Raw genomic sequence first — 15,630 nt, 5'->3', positions numbered from 1 at the left:
CCGCCATGACGGTTGTGGGAAACGGCGGCGAAATCACGTTCAGACGCGCCACGGGCGTGGACACCGCGGAGGTGCTGAGCGTGCTGGACGAGGCCGCGGAGTGGCTGACTGCGCGCGGGGTGTCCCAATGGCCTCCGCGCTTCGATCCCGGTTGGGTCACGGGCGCCATAACGCGCGGTGAGACGTGGCTGGTCGATCTCGCCGGCGAGGCGGTCGGCACCGTCACCCTGGACTGGGCGGACCCGCTGTGGGACGACCTCGCCGGGAAGGCGGGCTATGTGCACCGCCTGGCGGTGCGCCGCCGGGCGGCCGGAGTCGGCGTTGTCGCCCTCTCCTGGGCGCGCGACACCGCGTGGCAGCACGGGGCCGACGCTCTGCGGCTCGACTGCGTGCGCGAGAACGAACGACTCCGGTCCTATTACGAGGCGTACGGGTTCGCGCACCGCGGCGACAGGCCGGTGGGCGGTGCTCCGGGCCAGCGGCAGGACGACGGCCCGGTCACCTGGGTCAGCCGCTACGAGCTGACGCCGGCGCCCGGGCGGCCGTGACCCCGGTACGCGGAAAGGGCCCGCGGAACCTCTCGGTCCCGCGGGCCCTTCGGCCGGTCGGTTCGGGCGCCAGTGCGCGCCGTGGCGTACTTCGGGCGCCAGTGCGCGGCGTGGGTACTTCGGGTGTCAGTGCGCGCCGTGACGTACCGGCTTCGCGTTGACGAGGAGGGCCGCCGCGCAGCCCGCGAGGAGCATGGCGATGACCGCGTAGCCGATCGCGTGGGTGTAGCCGTGGACCACGCCGGAGGCGACGACCTGCGCCTTCTTCGACGGGTCGGTGAGGTGGCTCGCGATGTACGTCGACGTCGCCGAGGTGGCGATGGTGTTGAGGAGGGCCGTGCCCAGTGAGCCGCCGACCTGCTGCGAGGTGTTCACCATGGCCGAGGTGACACCGGCGTCCTGCGGCCGCACGCCGTGCGTGGCGGTGGAGAAGACCGGCATGAACGTCAGACCCATGCCGAGGCCCATGATCAGCTCGGCGGGCAGGACGTGCGTCGCGTACGCCGAGTCGACGTCGAGCTGGGTCAGGATCGCCAGACCGCCCGCGGCGAGCAGCATGCCGGGCACCATCAGGGCGCGGGCCTGGACGCGCGGCAGCAGCCGGGCGGAGATCTGCGTCGAGCCGATGATGATCGCGACGGACATCGGCAGGAACGCGAGGCCCGTCTTGACCGGGGAGTAGTGCAGGATGCCCTGGAGGTAGTAGGTCATGAACAGGAACAGGCCGAACATGCCGATCGTGGCGAGGCCCATCGTCAGGAAGCAGCCCGCGCGGTTGCGGTCGCGCAGGATGCGCAGCGGCAGCAGCGGCGACTTCGCGCGGGACTGCCACACGACGAACGCGACGAGCGCGACGACGCCGCCGATGAGCAGGGAGACGACCATCGCGTCGCCCCAGCCGCGCGGCTCGGCCTCGGAGAAGCCGTAGACGATGGCGACGAGGCCGCCGCAGCCCAGGATGACGCCGGGCACGTCGAGCCTGGCCTCCTTGTGGCCGGGCCGGTCGTGCAGCAGGATCTTCGCGCCGATGACGGCGACGATCGCGATCGGGATGTTGACGTACAGGCACCAGCGCCAGTTCAGGTACGAGGTGAGCACGCCGCCGAGCAGCAGACCGACGGCGCCGCCCGCGCCGGCGAGCGCGCCGTAGATGCCGAACGCCTTGCCGCGCTCGCGCGGGTCGGTGAAGGTCGTCGTCATCAGGGACAGCGCCGACGGCGCGAGGACCGCGCCGAAGACGCCCTGCGCCGCGCGGGCGGCGAACAGCATGCCGGAGCCGGTGGCCGCGCCGCCGACCGCGGAGGCGAGGGCGAAGCCGACCAGGCCGATGATGAAGGTGCGCTTGCGGCCGACGAGGTCGGCGACGCGGCCGCCGAGCAGCAGCAGGCCGCCGAAGGCCAGGGTGTAGGCGGTGATGACCCACTGGCGGTTGGAGTCCGACATGCCCAGGTCGGTCTGGGCGGACGGCAGCGCGATGTTCACGATGGTCGCGTCGAGCACGACCATGAGCTGGGCCAGGGCGATGACGACCAGGCCCCACCAGCGCCGGGGGTCCGGTCGATCCGCCGCGTCGGGGGAGTGCGAGCCCGGCGCCGTCCGCGTGGCGCCGGTGGATATGGAGTCGCTCATGTCGAGGACGTCGCTTCCTTGCTGAGAGTGGGGTGTGCGATGTGGTGCGATGCGCCGCTTGATGCGGGGGCGCCGGGACGTCGATGTCCGGGCGAAATGTCCGGGTACCCAGGGGCGGACGGGTCCCACATGTGCTCGCGCTTCGTGCGCGCTTCCTGCGCGTTTCGTTCGTGTGGGGAATCGTCAGTAGTGCTGATTATCAGATACAGGATACGCTATCAGGCATGACGGACGACGCCGGACTGGCCGACCTGCTCACCGAACGGCTCGGCTACCTCATGAAGCACGCGTATCTGCGCCTGGCCGATCTGCTGGGCGAGGCGCTGGCCCCGTACGACGTGCACCCGAAAGAGCTCGGCGTGCTCTCCGTGATCGCGGCGGACGGGGCGGAGCGCTCGCAGAACGAGCTGGCGTCGGCCATCGGCATGGACCGCACCACGATGGTCGCCGTCATCGACGCGCTGGAGAGCAAGGGCCTCGTGGAGCGCCACCGCAGCGCCCGGGACCGCCGGCGCAACGTCGTGACTCTCACCGAGACCGGCGCCGGCTGCCTCCGAGGCGCGGACCACGCCCGCACGGAGGCCGAAGCGGCGTTCCTCGCACCCCTCGACGACGGCACGGCGCGGCAGCTCGCGGCAGCGCTGCGCACCCTGTACGACGCCCACGGCGCCGGCCTGGCGCCCACGCGGGCCGTCGTGCCGGGTCAGGACGGGTCCGCCTGTCACGCGGCGAAGAACTGACCTTCGAACAGGCGCTCACCACGACGCTTGCGGTCTGCACGTGTCGCCTTTCCGCATCTGCCACCGCCACTTGCCCGGAAGGACAGACGAACCCCGGTCACCGCACATAGGGACCCGGGTACGGCCGACCGGATGGAGTCGATATGGCCGAGAGCACGGAGCCCGGGCCGGGCAGGGGCGCGGCACGGCCCGACACGCATGTCGATGTGGCGTATCGCGCGCTTCTGGACCATGCGACGCACTGCCGCCGCTGCGATGCCAACTGGCGCGGCTGCGGCACCCGTCGCGCGCTGTCCGAGATGCTGCGGCAGGCGCGCTGAGGCATCGCGGGCCCGCGCCCCCACATCGCGGGCCCGCTTGTACCGTGCCGCCCCTCAGTGCGGCGGGCCGGAGACCTGCTGCGTACCGAGGACGGCGAGCAGATCGAGCAGGTCCCCGCTGTCCGTGCCGACAGCGGGGGTGAACCAGAGCAGCCGCTGCCGGCCGTCCTCGCTGAACAGATTGAGGCAGTTGACCTCGAGCAGTCCGAGGCTCGGGTGGTTGAGGCGTTTGCGGTCGTCGCGCCGGACGGCCACATCGTGAGCGGCCCACAACCCGGCGAACTCGGCGGACGCCTCGCGCAGCGCCGCGATCATCGAACGGGCCTCGGTGTCCTTCGCGTCCCGCCGGGCGGCGGCGGCCCGCAGATCGGCGACGAACGCCCGGGACTGCCGCTCGTGATCGGCCTCGGGGTACAGCCGCCGCGCCTCCGGCTCGGTGAACCACCGGTGCACGAAGCTGGCCCGGTCCCCCCGGAAGCCGGAGTGGTCCCCGAGCAACGCCACGGCCGGCGGATTCTGTACGAGGGTGACGTGCAGGTCCGTGATCACCTGGGCCGGGGTCGAGGTCAGCCGGGTCAGCAGATCGAGCATGCCGGGATGGACGTGCGAGGCCGCTCCGCCGTGCGTGGGCACCGGGCGGTCGGCCAGATGGAAGAGGTAGTCGCGCTCGTCGGCCGTCAGGCGCAGCGCCCTGGCGAGCGCGGCGAGCATCTGCTCGGAGGGCTGGGACCCGGCGCCGCGTTCGAGTTCGTTGTAGTAGTCCACCGAGGCGCCGGCGAGCTGGGCGACCTCGTCGCGGCGCAGCCCCGGCACCCGGCGGCGCGGTCCGTGGGGCAGGCCCACGTCGGCCGGGCGGATGCGTTCACGCCGTGAGCGCAGGAACGCTCCCAGCTCGGTGTGTCTCACAGAACCCATGCCCGCCATTCTGCGTCGGGCCGGGGCGCCGACCCAGGGGATGTCATCCCCTGGTTCCGTCTGCCGAGGCCGCGCATCGTGGAGGACATGACCACGAACGACGGCCTCGTCGCCTTCCTCGCCAGTCCGGTGGGCCACTGGGCCAACGGCCAGGTCCTGCGGGCCAACGGCGGCATGGTCTGAGGACCCGGGCCCGCCACTCACCTGCACACACCGATCCCGTACACACCGAACCCGTACACACCGAACCCGTACACACCGAACCCGTACTTGCCGATCCCGTACATGCCGATCCCGTACACACCCACCTGTACGCAATCGAGGAGAACACCCATGCCCTTCGCCCAGTTCAAGGTTCCCGCCGGCACCCTCACCGCCGACGACAAGAAGAAGATCGTCGAGCGCACCACCGACCTGTACGCCGAGATCTACGGTGAGCGCGCCCGCCCGACCACCGTCGTCCTGGTCGACGAGGTCCCGGACGGCGGCTGGGGTGTCGCGGGCAACGTCCTGACCGCGGCCATGCTCAACGGCGAGGCGTGACGCACCTTTCGCAGCAGCCGGGCGCGGCGGGCGAAGGACCGGCTCTCACTTGGTCGCCGGCCTCTCGGCATCCTCCTCCGTCACCTGCGAGGCGTCGGGCGCGGCGCCGCCCGGCCCGGCGTTCCGGGTCACCGAGGAGGAACGGGTGTCGGCGGCCGAGGCGAGGGCGATGGCCGCGAGGACGAAGACCAGCACGACCAGCATCGCGGAGCGCAGCCCGTAGTGGTCGCCGAGGAAGCCGAGGGCCGGCGGGCCCACCAGGAAGGCCACGTAGCCGATGGTGGCGACCAGGCTGACGCGGGCCGTCTGGTCGGGGCCCGAGTCGCCCGCCGCCGACAGGGCGACGGGGAAGCCGAGCGCCGCTCCGAGCCCCCAGAACACGACGGCGGCGGCCGCGACGACGGCGCTGTCGGAGAAGATGACCAGGACGAGCCCGATCGATCCGGAGACGGCGCTGGCGCGCACGACGGCGACCCGCCCGAACCGGTTGAGGAAGAACGTGCCGCTGAAGCGGCCCAGGGTCATCGCGGCGGCGAACCCGACGTAGACGAGGGAGCCGAGGGCCGCGTCCACGCCGTGGCCGTCCACCATGAGGAGCGGGAGCCAGTCGTTGGCCGCCCCCTCGGCGAGGGCCATGGCAAGCACGATGCCGCCGATCAGCAACAGCCTGCGGTCCTTCCACACGGGCCGCGTGTTCTGCGCCGTGCCTGCCGTCGCGGCGGCAGTGGTCGTGCCCGGCGTGTCGCTGGTGCCCACGCCCGCGGGAACCGAGCGCAGGGCGTAGACCAGGATGCCCGCGGAGACGGCGGCGACCGCCGCGAGGTGCCGGCCGACGGGGAAGTCCGCCGCGGTGGCCGCCATGCCGGTCAGCCCGCCGAGGACGGTGCCGAGGCTGAAACAGCCGTGCAGAGTGGGCAGGACGGCGCTGTCGGTGAGGCGCTCGACGTCGGCGCCGTCCACGTTGACCGCCACCTCGCCCGACCCCATCCCCGCGCCGAACAGGCACAGCCCCGCCGCGACCGTCGGCGCGGACGACACCGCGCTGCCCGTGCCGACGACGGCCATGCTCACGATGATCAGGCTGGTGCCGAGCGCGATCACGGGCCGGGTGCCGAACCGCGACACGAGACGGCCTGAGCAGAGGATGCCCGCCATGGAGCCGACGGAGAGCCCGAACAGGACAAGCCCCATCTGGCCGGTGGAGACGCCCAACTGATCGCGGACGTCCGGGGTGCGGGTGACCCAGGACGACATCGAGATGCCGGGGAGGAAGAAGAAGAGGAACAGGGCCTGGCGGCGTCTGCGCAGGGCGCGGTCGATCACGGGGAGGCTCCACTGGGATCCGGAAGAATGCGGGGCGACAGGGTCGGCACCTGAGTATGTACAAACGTACACAGTCGGCGGCGGGGAGAGAAGATGCAGTCGGCGGCGGAGAGAGAAGACGCTGCCGGTGGTTGAGAGAGAAGGCGGAGCAACGAGATGACCGGCAGCAATCGCGGCCCCAACGACCCGCGCCGGCGCGACCGCATCCTCGACGCGGCCCTCGACGTCGTGGCCGAGCACGGCGCCATCAAGGTGACCTTCCGCAAGATCGCGGAGGCGGCGGGTGTCCCGCTCGGCTCGCTCACCTACTACTTCGACGACATGCAGCACCTGCTCACCGAGGCGTTCACCCGGCTCGCCGAATCCGTCTCCCTGCGCTACGGAGCGCTGCTGAAGGCCGCGCGCACGCCCGAGGAGGCCGAGGCCGCCGTCGTGGAGATCATCTGCGGCAAGGTCTGGGGGACCGACCGCAACCTGCTGCTCAGCTACGAGCTCTACGCCTTCGCCACCCGCCACCCCGAGCTGCGCGCGGTGACACGCTCCTGGATGCGGGCCAGCCGCGACTCCCTGGCCCGCCACTTCGACCCCTTGACGGCGCGGGCGCTCGACGCGCTCGTGGAAGGCTTCTCCATCCACAACTCCTTCGACACCGAACCCACGGACCGCGCGGGCGTGGCCGCCGTCGTCCACGCGGTCGCGGCCCGCGGCGCGCACGGGGCGGATACGTAGAATCCCGGTGTGTTCGAGTACCACGGCTGGATCACGGTCAGGGAGAGCGCGACAGCGGACGACGACGAAGCCGCTCCGCGGGGGATCGCCGACGACCTCCGACTCCACGTCGACCGGCTCGACAGCCCGTACCTCCTCGACCTGCGCTGGATGAACGGCGAGCTCTTCCTCCACGTGGGCGGTCACTCCAACCACCGCTCGTCGCCGGACATCGTCGGCCTGTTCGAGCACGTGGCGACGGTGGCCCCCGGCTCCTACGGACTCCTCCACATCCGCGACGACGAGGATCCCGGCCACGAGAACGAGATACGTGTGCTCAGGCTCGTCCGGGGTGCGGTCACCCAGCACACCGAGACGCTGCTGTCCCCGTGCGTTCCGACGCTCGAGGATCCCTTCACCGCTTGATCCGGCCATCAGCCCGCCCCCGTTCCGGCCATGTGCGTGGGAACGGTGAAGAGTTCGCGCGCGGTGCTGGGGATCCGGTCCTGGGGGCGGAAAGATCGAGGGCTCACTCGGCGCTGCCGAATTCGTCGGGCGCCGACCGGGCGATGGGAGACCGATCGAACATGTTCACCCGGATATGGAGCACTCGCATGCGGAGTGCTGGCATGCGGAGTGCTGGCATACGGAGCAGAGCGCGGAGCGCCGCGCTCGCCCTCTCGGCCGTCGTAACTCTCACCCTAAGCTTGAGCTTTACTTCTGGCGCGGCGGCGTCCCCCGGACCCCGCCCCAGTGACCCCCGCGGCCCGCGTCGCCAAACAGGGGCCGACCTCGGTGGCGTACGTCGAGGTGAACAACAACAGCATGCGCAACGTCGGGAAATACACCCTCGCGAACGGCGGTGACAACGTTTTCGACGTCGCCGTGATCTTCGCCGCGAACATCAACTACGACACTGGCACCAAGGCGGCCTACCTGCACTTCAACGAGAACGTGCAGCGCGTCCTCGACAACGCCGCCACGGAGATCCGGCCCCTGCAGCAGAAGGGGATCAAGGTCGTCCTGTCGGTGCTCGGCAACCACCAGGGCGCGGGCTTCGCCAACTTCCCCTCCCAGGCGACGGCCTCGGCATTCGCGAAGCAGCTGTCGGACACCGTGACCAAGTACGGCCTCGACGGCATCGACTTCGACGACGAGTACGCCGAGTACGGCAACAACGGCACCGGCCAGCCCAACGCGAGCTCATTCGTGTACCTGGTGTCGGCGCTGCGCGCGAACATGCCGGGCAAGATCATCAGCCTTTACAACATCGGCCCGGCGGCCTCCCGGCTCTCCTACGGCGGCGTGAACGTCTCGTCCACGTTCGACTACGCCTGGAACCCGTACTACGGCAGCTGGCAGGTCCCGAACATCGGCCTGCCCAAGTCGAAGCTGTCCCCCGCGGCCGTGGAGATCGGCCGGACCGCGCAGAGCACGGCGGCGTCCTTCGCCCGCCGCACCGTCAGCGAGGGGTACGGCGTGTATATGACGTACAACCTCGACGGCGCGAACCGCGGCGCGGACGTGTCCGCGTTCACGCGGGAGCTCTACGGGAGCGATGCGGTCTATACGCCGTAGCCCGCCGTAGCCCGCAGTAGCCCGTCGTAGAACGCCGTTGAACGCCGTACACCGGCGGTGCGCGTGCGGGTCGAGGGCTTTCAGCGTGCCGAACACCGTCCTGCCGCTCATCCTGAGGAGGGACGGACCAGTCGAACGGGAGCGGCTCGATGGCGGTGTCCAGGGCGAACGGTGAACCGGCGTCCGATCCGGCGCGCGACCCGGTGCGGGCGCTGGACCGGATCGCTTTCCTGCTGGAGCGCGGCCGCGCCCCGACCTACCGCGTCCGCGCCTTCCGCACGGCCGCCGAGGTGATCACCGGCCTCACGGAGTCCGAGTTCGCGGAGCGGATGCGCACCGGTTCGTTGGAGGCGCTGAAGGGGATCGGGCCGAAGACCGCCGCGGTGATCCGGGAGGCGTACGCCGGCGACGTACCCGCGTATCTGACCCGCCTCGAGGAGGAGGCGCGCACGACACCCCTGGTGGCGGACGAGGCGGGCAGCGCGCTGCGGGCGCTGCTCCGCGGCGACTGCCACCTGCACTCCGACTGGTCGGACGGCGGCAGCCCGATCGAGGAGATGGGGCGGGCCGCCCGGGAGCTCGGACACGAGTGGGCCGTCCTGACCGACCACTCCCCGCGCCTGACCGTGGCCCGCGGCCTGTCTCCCGAGCGGCTGCGCGAGCAGTTGGCGGTGGTGGCCGGCCTCAACGCCCGCTGGGCGCCGTTCCGGTTGCTCACCGGCGTCGAGTGCGACATCCTCGACGACGGTTCACTGGACCAGGAGCCCGAACTGCTCGACCAGCTCGACGTCGTGGTCGTCTCGGTCCACTCCAAACTGCGCATGGACGCCGACGCGATGACCCGGCGCATGATCGCGGCCGTCGGCAACCCGCGCGCCGACATCCTCGGACACTGCACCGGCCGCCTGGTCACAGGGCGGGGCAGGCCCGAGTCGCAGTTCGACGCCGATGCCGTCTTCGAGGCGTGCGCGGCCGCGGGTACCGCCGTCGAGATCAACAGCCGCCCGGAGCGCCTCGACCCGCCACGCCGCCTGCTCCGCCGCGCCGTAGCGGCCGGGACCCTCTTCTCGGTGGACACCGACGCCCACGCCCCCGGCCAGCTGGACTGGCAGGTGACCGGCTGCGCCCGGGCGGAGGAGTGCGAGGTGCCCGCCGAGCGGGTGGTCACGACGTGGCCGGCGGAGAAGGTCCTTGAGTGGACTCGGACGAAGCGCGGGAAGGGTGGCTGAGGTTCGCCGACTGGTGGTGCGCTGCGATCGGTTACCGGCGCAGTCCGTCGGACGACGGTGGGACGAGGCCGCTCGACCTGCCCGTCCCGATCGAGGACGCGAGCGGGAACGGGCCGCTCATCTGGATCAATCCGGTGCCGCAGAAGAAGACGCTCAAGAACCGTATGCACCTCGACGTGTGGGGTGACCCCGACCGGCTCGTGGAGATGGGGGCGACCCTGGTCCGGGCGCGGTTGACCACGAAGTCATGTGGCAGGTGCTGGCCGACCCGGAGGGGAACGAGTTCTGTGTCTTCGTCAGGTGACCTACTCGTGCCCGCCAGTGCCTCCTACTGGCCTGCTGGGCCGGTGACATCACCTCGTACAGGCCGCGCGCGCCGTCGACGGAGAACAGGCCACGCGGGCACAGCGGGTGGTCGACGCGGCCGTTGGCCGGATCGGCGGGGGAGCGGCCGTAGGGGGTGCCCGGCTCGCTGATGCGGGCGTGGATCGCGTCGAACGTCGCCGGGGCGAAGTCGAGAGCGAGGTGATGGCCCTCGGGCCGGCCGGCGGTGTCGACGGTCAAGAAGCGGGCCGCCTCCGTGTGGTCGAGCGCGAGGACGATGGTGTGGTTGCAGGTGACGCTCATGCTCATGCTTTGCTCCTCGGAGTGGTCAGGTCGCCGTGCAGCAGTACGTCGAACGAGCTCGGCCGGCGAGCTCGGCCGGCACCGGACTCAAATCGGCCTCCAGGGCGCGCAGTTGCGAGACGAGCATGCCGAGGAAGACCGTCGCCGGCTAATCCGGCGGCAGCCGCAGCTTGTCCCGGTCCGGCTCGATCAGTTCAGTGAGGGTCTCCCGCAGGGCCTGCGCGGAGGCCTGCCCGCTGTCCTGGGCGGGGCGCTCGCCCTCGGGCCTGCCGCGCCGGCGGCCCGGCGGCGTCGGTGAGCCGGTCGGCGAGCGGCTGCGCCACGTCGATGGAGGCGAGTTCGCGCTGTACGTGTCCGGGGCTGACGGCGTCGGCGACGCACGCGTCGAGCACCTCGTCCTTGTCCGCGAACGCCCGGAAGATCGTGGCCTCCCCGATGCCCGCGGCGCGGGTGACCTGACCGGTGGTGACAGCGCCGCCGTACGCGGCGACCAGCGGCGGAGCAGCCGCGACGATCATCGCCCGGCGCTCCTCGGGGCTCATGCCCGGGGCGCGGCGTCTGATGGGTGGGGACATGTCCCGATCCCGACCGTACGGAGTGAGCGCTCACTCCGTCAGGAGGCCGGGCTCGCTGTGGCCGGCCGTAGCGGGCGCTTGTGCTGCTGTCCGGACGGTGACCGCTATCGGCGTCGCCCCCAGTCCGCCCTGTCGAGGACGTATTCCACGTCGCCGTGCTCGGAGCCCGCGATCCGCTCCGGCCAGTCGCCGGTGAAGTGCCGGAGGAAGGACAGGCCCGCCTTCTCCATGACGCGCCGGGACCGTACGTTCACGGCCATGGTGTTCGCGGTGACCCGCTCCACGCCGAGTTCGGAGAACCCTTTGTCGATCAGGGCTCTCGCCCCTTCCGTGGCGTGCCCCGCGCCCCACGCGGCCTTGTTGAGCCGGTAGCCGAGTTCCACCACTGCGGGGCTGTGCTCGTCGAGGGGCCGGAACTCGAACCAGCCCAGGAAGGTGCTGGTGCTTTTCTCCTCGGCGGCCCAGTAGCCACGGGTGCCGAGGCACGGATATGTGTGGAGGAGCCGCGGCAAGGTCCGTGTGAGGACCGTCTGCCGGTTCGTCGCCTTTCCGCCGTTGATGAAGCGCATGACGTCGGGGTCGTTGTCCAGGGCGAGGAGATCGTCGGCGTCGGCCGTGGTGAAGGGGCGCAGCGCGAGCCGGCCGGTTTCCAGGAAGACATGCATGGCGCGATCTTCGCCGAGCGGGAGGGGAAAGGCAGGGGTTTTTCGTTGCCGACCGGTTGTCAGTGGCGCGTGCCAGCATGGGTGGGCGTCGGCAGTGATTGCGGAGGGGGAGCCGTGGTGTGGATCGACAGGTACTGGCAGCGGGCTCCCGCGCGGCGGCGCCGCCGACGTCGCCCGGCCAAGCGTCAGCAGCGGCAGCAAGCGCAGCTGCTCAGCGCTTCAGTGGGGGCGGCGGCTGCGCTGTGGCTGGTCGGCGCGGCGGTCAGTTGGCTGGCGGCCCACTGGTGGGTGCTGGTCGTGCTCGCGATTCTCGGGGTGCTCGCGGGCGTCGGTCTCGTACAGCGGCGGCAGCAGCGGGCCGCATGGGCGGACGCGCGGCGGCGCGGGCTGCGCTACGCCCTGGACCGATTGGACGAGTCGCACCACCGCGACTTCGAGTACGCGGTGCGTGACTTGATGCGGCGCGACGGATGCACCGACGCGCGGCAGGTCGGCGGTGCCGGGGACAACGGCGCAGACGTCCTTGCCACCGACCCGCTGGGCCGCCGCTGGGTAATGCAGTGCAAGCACCGAAGAGCCGGGGCGGACGGTATGGCCGTGGGCACGCCGGACCTGCAGCGGCTGAACGGGACGGCGCGGCCGTTGCACCGTGCGGATGTCGTGGTGCTCGTGACGAACGGCCGGTTCTCGTCGAAATGCCCGCCGCTCGCCGGGCAGTTGTCGATCGCGCTGGTGGACCGGCAGACCCTGGCCACTTGGGCGGCGGGAGCGCGGCCCCTGTGGGAGCTGTTGCCGACGGTGCCGCCGCCCCCAGGGCGCCCCACGTTACGTCCCTGAGTTGTGATCCGAGCTGAGAGAGGTTGCCGGGCGATGAATACGAACGAGACCGATCACCCGCTCAAGCGCTTCGTCTCCGAGATGCAGCAGGTGGTGCCGGCGGTGGCCGTGTGGGCGCACGGCTCGCTCGCGCTGGGCGACTTCCAGCCGGGCCGCAGCGACCTGGATCTCATCGCGGTGGTCGGGGAACCGCTGACCATGGAGGAGAAGAAGGCACTGGCGCACATCCATCGAAGACTGGCGGCCGAGGAGCCGGCCGCCGCCAAGCTGCACTGCTCGTACATGGTGAAGGCGGAGCTCGGCGAGGTCGGCGCCGACCATGTCACCTGGGCGCACCGCACGCTCTACGCCCGCACGGTGTCACCGGTGACCCGCCAGGAGCTCCTGACCGGTGGGCTCACGCTGCACGGCCCCGCCCCGTCGGACCTGCTGCCCCCGCTCGCGCACGGCGAGTTGCAGCGGTTCGTCCGGCACGACCTGGAGAGCTACTGGCTTCCGGCCACCGGCAGACCGTGGCGCTGGCTCAAAGACCCCTGGGTGGACCTCGGCCTCCTGGTCCTGGCCCGTGCCGACGCCACACTGCGCGACGGGCGGCTGATCACCAAGCGTGAGGCGCTGACGGATCTGGCGGCCCTCGGCGCCCCCGAGGACGTCGTCCGTGACATCCACGACCGCCGCTACGGGGACCCGGCCCCGATCACTCTTCGGCAGCGCGTACGCCGAGGAATGCGTGCCCGCGCCTTCGTGCGGCGCGGTATCGAGCGGACGCTCGCCGGGGCGGAGACCCCGGAGTAGGGCCGGGTCGGTACGGTCCTAGGCGAGGCGGCCGAAGAGGTGGTTCGCCGGTGCGTCGGGGTCGTCGCCGTAGAAGAACTCGGAGGCGGCCTTGTGGTACTCGGCGCGGGAGAGGGCTCCTGAGGTGTCGAGGTCGAGCGCGTTGAAGACCTCGGCGCACTCGCCGTCGTCGGCCCGTCCCGTGCTGCCGAAGATGTGGGTGAACTCGGTGCGGGTGATCGCGCCGTCGCCGTCGCTGTCGGCCAGGTCGAAGAAGTGGTCGGCGACCGGGGCGAGTTCCTCGGGGTAGCGGGCGCGGTCGCGGAAGCTGGCGGCGAACGCCTGCGTCATTTCGGCCGAGGTCACCCGGTCGTCCTTGTCGGTGTCGAATGGCGCGATGACGGACTCCCAGAACCGGTGCATGGTCTCGTACATCTGCCGTGCCTGCGGGGAGTCCGGGAGCATGCCGCGGGCCTGGACGTAGCGTTCGCTCATGAGGACGACGTCCTGCCGGGTGATCGCGCCGTCGCCGTCGACGTCCGCGGCGTGGAACCACCGCTCGTACTTGCGTGTGCGCAGCTCGGTCATAAGCGCAACGTAGAGCCGCGGACGCGGTTCGGCCAGGCCCATTCCCGGTCGCCGTGCGTCAATGCGCCTGTCCGCGTTGCGCGGTGGCGGCGGCGCGCTCGGCGTCCGCGTGTCCGAGGGCGCGGCCGACCTGCCGGGCGAGGGCGGGGTGGCCGGTGAGGTGGGCGCGCAGGTCGGCTAGGGGGCCGAGGAGCTGGGCCGCGTCACTGTGGTCGAGCGCCTCGCGGACGCGGTCGAGCGGGGGCTGGGCGGTGCTGGGGAGGTCGGCGAGGGCGGCGAGCTGTCCGGCGAGCCGGCGCAGTTCGCCGGCGTGCGCGCGAGCCCAGGAGGTGACGTGGCGTTCGGCGGCGCGTTCGTCGCGGACGGCCTGGGCGCGCTGGTCCCCGGTCGATCCGGGGGCGCCGGGGCGCAGGCGAAGGTAGCGGCGCTCGGCGGCCTGGCGGCTGTTGACACCCATGGGCCGGGCCAGGCTCGCCCAGCTGGCGCCCGCGTCCCGGGCCGTCTCGATCAGGGACGCCTCCCATCCCGCGATCTGTCCGCGCAGCTCACGCAAGAGGAGCAGGGCGTCAAGGGCGGTGTCGACACCGGGCGCGGGGGTGGTGGCCGCCCCGTCGTGCGCGGCGCGGGCGGAACGGGTCATGTCCTGCAGTGCCGCGTACGCGGCATGGAAGGAGTCAGGTGCCGGGGTGTCGCCGGCCGGGGTGTCGGGGGCCTGCGGCTCGGGGTTCGGGGGCTGGGGCACGGCCGCTCCTCCTGGGGGTGTCACCGGTTCACCGGTGTCGTCGTTTCGCTGACGGAGTCACTTGTCATCGTTCCGACGACATGCTACAACCGATGGCAGGTGCAGCGCATGAGGCATGAAATGCCCTGGAACCTTGGAGGTGTAGCGACAATGCTGATGCGTACTGACCCCTTCCGTGATTTCGACCGTCTCGCCCAGCAGCTGTTCGCCACAGGCGCCGGTACGTGGTCGAAGCCCTCGCAGATGCCGATGGACGCCTACCGCGACGGCGACGCCTATGTCATCGCCCTCGATCTGCCCGGGGTCGACCCCGACGCCGTCGACATCGACGTGGAACGCAACATGCTGACCGTGAAGGCGGAGCGCCGCCCGGCGGTGACCGGCGAGGGCGTTCAACTGGAGCTCTCCGAGCGGCCGATGGGGGTCTTCTCCCGGCAACTGGTCCTGGCCGACTCGCTCGACACCGAGCGCATCGGCGCCACGTACGACGCGGGCGTGCTGACGCTGCGCATCCCGATCGCGGAGCGTGCCAAGCCGCGCAAGATCAACGTCGGCCGCGCGAGCGACGGTGGGCCCAGGCAGCTGTCCTCCTGAGCCCCCGCCCCGTACCGCCCTCACCAGTCACACCGTCCCTGCCCACCCAGCCGACCGCGAGGGGGCCGGCCGTGCGTCCGTTTCAGGCGGCGCAGCCCCCTTGCGGTCGACCGTGCGACGCCTGAAAGGCCACCGCTCCCATGTCCACCCCGGCCCCGACGCCGTTGAAGTCCCCGTCCCCGTCCCCGTCCCCGTCCCCGTCCCCGACCCGCTCCGACGCCGCCCTGCTGGAGCGGATCCGTCACCAAGGTGCCTACGCCACCACGGAGCAGGCGGAGCGCGTCACCGCCACCGTCATCGACGCGCTCGGACAGCAGATCGTCGGCGACGAACGCGTGGACCTAGCCCGCCAGTTGCCGCCGCGGGCCGCTCGGCACTTCACGCAGGCCCTGCCCGCCCCGCGTCCGCTGACTGCGCACGCCTTCGTGAAGGCGCTCGCCGAGTCCACGGACGCGCCGTACGCCATCACGCGCTGGCACGTCGGCTCCGTCCTGGGCGCCCTCGCCCGCACCGTGGACAAGGAGCTGCTCCACCGCATCCTGGCGCAACTGCCCAGCGGATACGCCCTGTTGTTCGGGCAGGCGGACCTCATGGTGGGGGCGCGTCACCTTCCGGCCGACCAGGTCGTTCGGGCGGCCTGACGGTCGCGCCGTGCGGCACCCGGCCGGCTCGCCTGACGGTCGCGCCACGCAACG

At 71.5% G+C, this 15,630-nt stretch carries 20 protein-coding genes and 3 pseudogenes; 15 read left to right on the top strand and 8 right to left on the bottom strand.

Annotated elements, in window-relative coordinates; all coding sequences use genetic code 11:
* Nucleotides 1-5: 5 nt before the first annotated feature.
* On the top strand, nucleotides 6-548 hold the full coding sequence (locus ACH4RC_RS15550) for a GNAT family N-acetyltransferase (protein WP_398200305.1): 543 nt from the start codon (nucleotides 6-8) through the stop codon (nucleotides 546-548).
* A 126-nt stretch (nucleotides 549-674) separates the two neighbouring features.
* Here the strand turns inward: ACH4RC_RS15550 and ACH4RC_RS15545 are convergent, their stop codons facing one another.
* Nucleotides 675-2,177, bottom strand: coding sequence for an MFS transporter (locus ACH4RC_RS15545; protein ID WP_398200302.1), 1,503 nt, complete (start codon nucleotides 2,175-2,177; stop codon nucleotides 675-677).
* Nucleotides 2,178-2,401: 224 nt separating this feature from the next.
* Between ACH4RC_RS15545 and ACH4RC_RS15540 the strand changes: the two genes are divergently transcribed.
* Together ACH4RC_RS15540 and ACH4RC_RS15535 are read left to right on the top strand one after the other, a co-directional pair.
* Nucleotides 2,402-2,917 carry a MarR family winged helix-turn-helix transcriptional regulator gene (locus ACH4RC_RS15540; protein ID WP_398200299.1) on the top strand — a complete coding sequence of 172 codons (516 nt, stop codon included), beginning with the start codon at nucleotides 2,402-2,404 and terminating at the stop codon, nucleotides 2,915-2,917.
* Between the two features lie 143 nt (nucleotides 2,918-3,060).
* Nucleotides 3,061-3,237, top strand: coding sequence for a hypothetical protein (locus ACH4RC_RS15535; protein ID WP_398200296.1), 177 nt, complete (start codon nucleotides 3,061-3,063; stop codon nucleotides 3,235-3,237).
* 54 nt (nucleotides 3,238-3,291) lie between these two features.
* Here ACH4RC_RS15535 and ACH4RC_RS15530 read toward each other — a convergent pair whose 3' ends face one another.
* Complete coding sequence (locus tag ACH4RC_RS15530) at nucleotides 3,292-4,161, bottom strand: helix-turn-helix transcriptional regulator (RefSeq protein ID WP_398200293.1); 870 nt, start codon at nucleotides 4,159-4,161, stop codon at nucleotides 3,292-3,294.
* 96 nt (nucleotides 4,162-4,257) lie between these two features.
* Between ACH4RC_RS15530 and ACH4RC_RS15525 the strand changes: the two are divergent.
* Nucleotides 4,258-4,335 (top strand): annotated as a pseudogene (locus ACH4RC_RS15525) (3-ketoacyl-ACP reductase); the annotation flags it as partial.
* Between the two features lie 17 nt (nucleotides 4,336-4,352).
* Here the strand turns inward: ACH4RC_RS15525 and ACH4RC_RS15520 are convergent.
* The gene (locus tag ACH4RC_RS15520) at nucleotides 4,353-4,487 is read right to left on the bottom strand and encodes a hypothetical protein (protein ID WP_398200291.1); all 135 of its coding nucleotides are present in this window, start codon (nucleotides 4,485-4,487) and stop codon (nucleotides 4,353-4,355) included.
* Between ACH4RC_RS15520 and ACH4RC_RS15515 the strand changes: the two genes are divergently transcribed.
* Nucleotides 4,486-4,695, top strand: coding sequence for a 4-oxalocrotonate tautomerase family protein (locus ACH4RC_RS15515; RefSeq protein WP_398200288.1), 210 nt, complete (start codon nucleotides 4,486-4,488; stop codon nucleotides 4,693-4,695). The genes ACH4RC_RS15520 and ACH4RC_RS15515 overlap by 2 nt on opposite strands.
* A gap of 45 nt (nucleotides 4,696-4,740) precedes the next feature.
* Here the strand turns inward: ACH4RC_RS15515 and ACH4RC_RS15510 are convergent, their stop codons facing one another.
* Entirely contained in the window at nucleotides 4,741-6,018 is a 1,278-nt protein-coding gene (locus ACH4RC_RS15510; protein WP_398200285.1) for an MFS transporter, read from the bottom strand.
* Between the two features lie 156 nt (nucleotides 6,019-6,174).
* On the opposite strand from ACH4RC_RS15510, the gene ACH4RC_RS15505 reads away from it, so the two are divergent.
* The 6 genes and pseudogenes from ACH4RC_RS15505 (at nucleotide 6,175) to ACH4RC_RS15480 (ending at nucleotide 9,837) form a co-directional block, all read left to right on the top strand.
* The gene (locus ACH4RC_RS15505) at nucleotides 6,175-6,747 is read left to right on the top strand and encodes a TetR/AcrR family transcriptional regulator (protein WP_398200282.1); all 573 of its coding nucleotides are present in this window, start codon (nucleotides 6,175-6,177) and stop codon (nucleotides 6,745-6,747) included.
* A gap of 9 nt (nucleotides 6,748-6,756) precedes the next feature.
* Nucleotides 6,757-7,152 carry an Imm7 family immunity protein gene (locus ACH4RC_RS15500; protein ID WP_398200280.1) on the top strand — a complete coding sequence of 132 codons (396 nt, stop codon included), beginning with the start codon at nucleotides 6,757-6,759 and terminating at the stop codon, nucleotides 7,150-7,152.
* Nucleotides 7,153-7,355: 203 nt separating this feature from the next.
* Nucleotides 7,356-8,304: pseudogene (locus tag ACH4RC_RS15495) on the top strand (endo-beta-N-acetylglucosaminidase H).
* A 149-nt stretch (nucleotides 8,305-8,453) separates the two neighbouring features.
* Entirely contained in the window at nucleotides 8,454-9,533 is a 1,080-nt protein-coding gene (locus tag ACH4RC_RS15490; RefSeq protein ID WP_398200277.1) for a PHP domain-containing protein, read from the top strand.
* Nucleotides 9,500-9,706 (top strand): annotated as a pseudogene (locus ACH4RC_RS15485) (VOC family protein); the annotation flags it as partial. The gene ACH4RC_RS15490 and the pseudogene ACH4RC_RS15485, both read left to right, overlap by 34 nt.
* Before the next feature lie 74 nt (nucleotides 9,707-9,780).
* Nucleotides 9,781-9,837 (top strand): hypothetical protein, encoded by a 57-nt coding sequence (locus tag ACH4RC_RS15480; protein ID WP_398200532.1) that lies wholly within the window; start codon nucleotides 9,781-9,783, stop codon nucleotides 9,835-9,837.
* Nucleotides 9,838-10,354: 517 nt separating this feature from the next.
* Here ACH4RC_RS15480 and ACH4RC_RS15475 read toward each other — a convergent pair.
* The gene (locus ACH4RC_RS15475) at nucleotides 10,355-10,735 is read right to left on the bottom strand and encodes a TetR family transcriptional regulator (RefSeq protein ID WP_398200274.1); all 381 of its coding nucleotides are present in this window, start codon (nucleotides 10,733-10,735) and stop codon (nucleotides 10,355-10,357) included.
* A gap of 104 nt (nucleotides 10,736-10,839) precedes the next feature.
* The gene (locus ACH4RC_RS15470) at nucleotides 10,840-11,400 is read right to left on the bottom strand and encodes a GNAT family N-acetyltransferase (RefSeq protein ID WP_398200272.1); all 561 of its coding nucleotides are present in this window, start codon (nucleotides 11,398-11,400) and stop codon (nucleotides 10,840-10,842) included.
* Between the two features lie 117 nt (nucleotides 11,401-11,517).
* Here ACH4RC_RS15470 and ACH4RC_RS15465 point away from each other — a divergent pair, with 117 nt between their 5' ends.
* A complete protein-coding gene (locus tag ACH4RC_RS15465; RefSeq protein WP_398200269.1) occupies nucleotides 11,518-12,237 on the top strand; it encodes a restriction endonuclease in 720 nt (239 codons plus the stop codon).
* Between the two features lie 33 nt (nucleotides 12,238-12,270).
* Nucleotides 12,271-13,032, top strand: coding sequence for a nucleotidyltransferase domain-containing protein (locus ACH4RC_RS15460; RefSeq protein WP_398200267.1), 762 nt, complete (start codon nucleotides 12,271-12,273; stop codon nucleotides 13,030-13,032).
* 18 nt (nucleotides 13,033-13,050) lie between these two features.
* Here the strand turns inward: ACH4RC_RS15460 and ACH4RC_RS15455 are convergent, their stop codons facing one another.
* Nucleotides 13,051-13,599, bottom strand: coding sequence for an EF-hand domain-containing protein (locus ACH4RC_RS15455; protein WP_398200264.1), 549 nt, complete (start codon nucleotides 13,597-13,599; stop codon nucleotides 13,051-13,053).
* Nucleotides 13,600-13,657: 58 nt separating this feature from the next.
* A complete protein-coding gene (locus ACH4RC_RS15450) occupies nucleotides 13,658-14,341 on the bottom strand; it encodes a type III effector protein (protein ID WP_398200261.1) in 684 nt (227 codons plus the stop codon).
* A 150-nt stretch (nucleotides 14,342-14,491) separates the two neighbouring features.
* Between ACH4RC_RS15450 and ACH4RC_RS15445 the strand changes: the two genes are divergently transcribed.
* On the top strand, nucleotides 14,492-14,935 hold the full coding sequence (locus tag ACH4RC_RS15445) for an Hsp20/alpha crystallin family protein (protein WP_398200259.1): 444 nt from the start codon (nucleotides 14,492-14,494) through the stop codon (nucleotides 14,933-14,935).
* A gap of 140 nt (nucleotides 14,936-15,075) precedes the next feature.
* Entirely contained in the window at nucleotides 15,076-15,576 is a 501-nt protein-coding gene (locus ACH4RC_RS15440; RefSeq protein WP_398200256.1) for a DUF2267 domain-containing protein, read from the top strand.
* Nucleotides 15,577-15,630: the final 54 nt, after the last annotated feature.

The sequence above is a fragment of the Streptomyces sp. NPDC016845 genome (assembly GCF_044332585.1).
Taxonomy (GTDB): domain Bacteria; phylum Actinomycetota; class Actinomycetes; order Streptomycetales; family Streptomycetaceae; genus Streptomyces.
The sequence above is the reverse complement of the archived record's forward strand: the minus strand, read 5'-3'. Positions and strand labels throughout refer to the sequence as shown.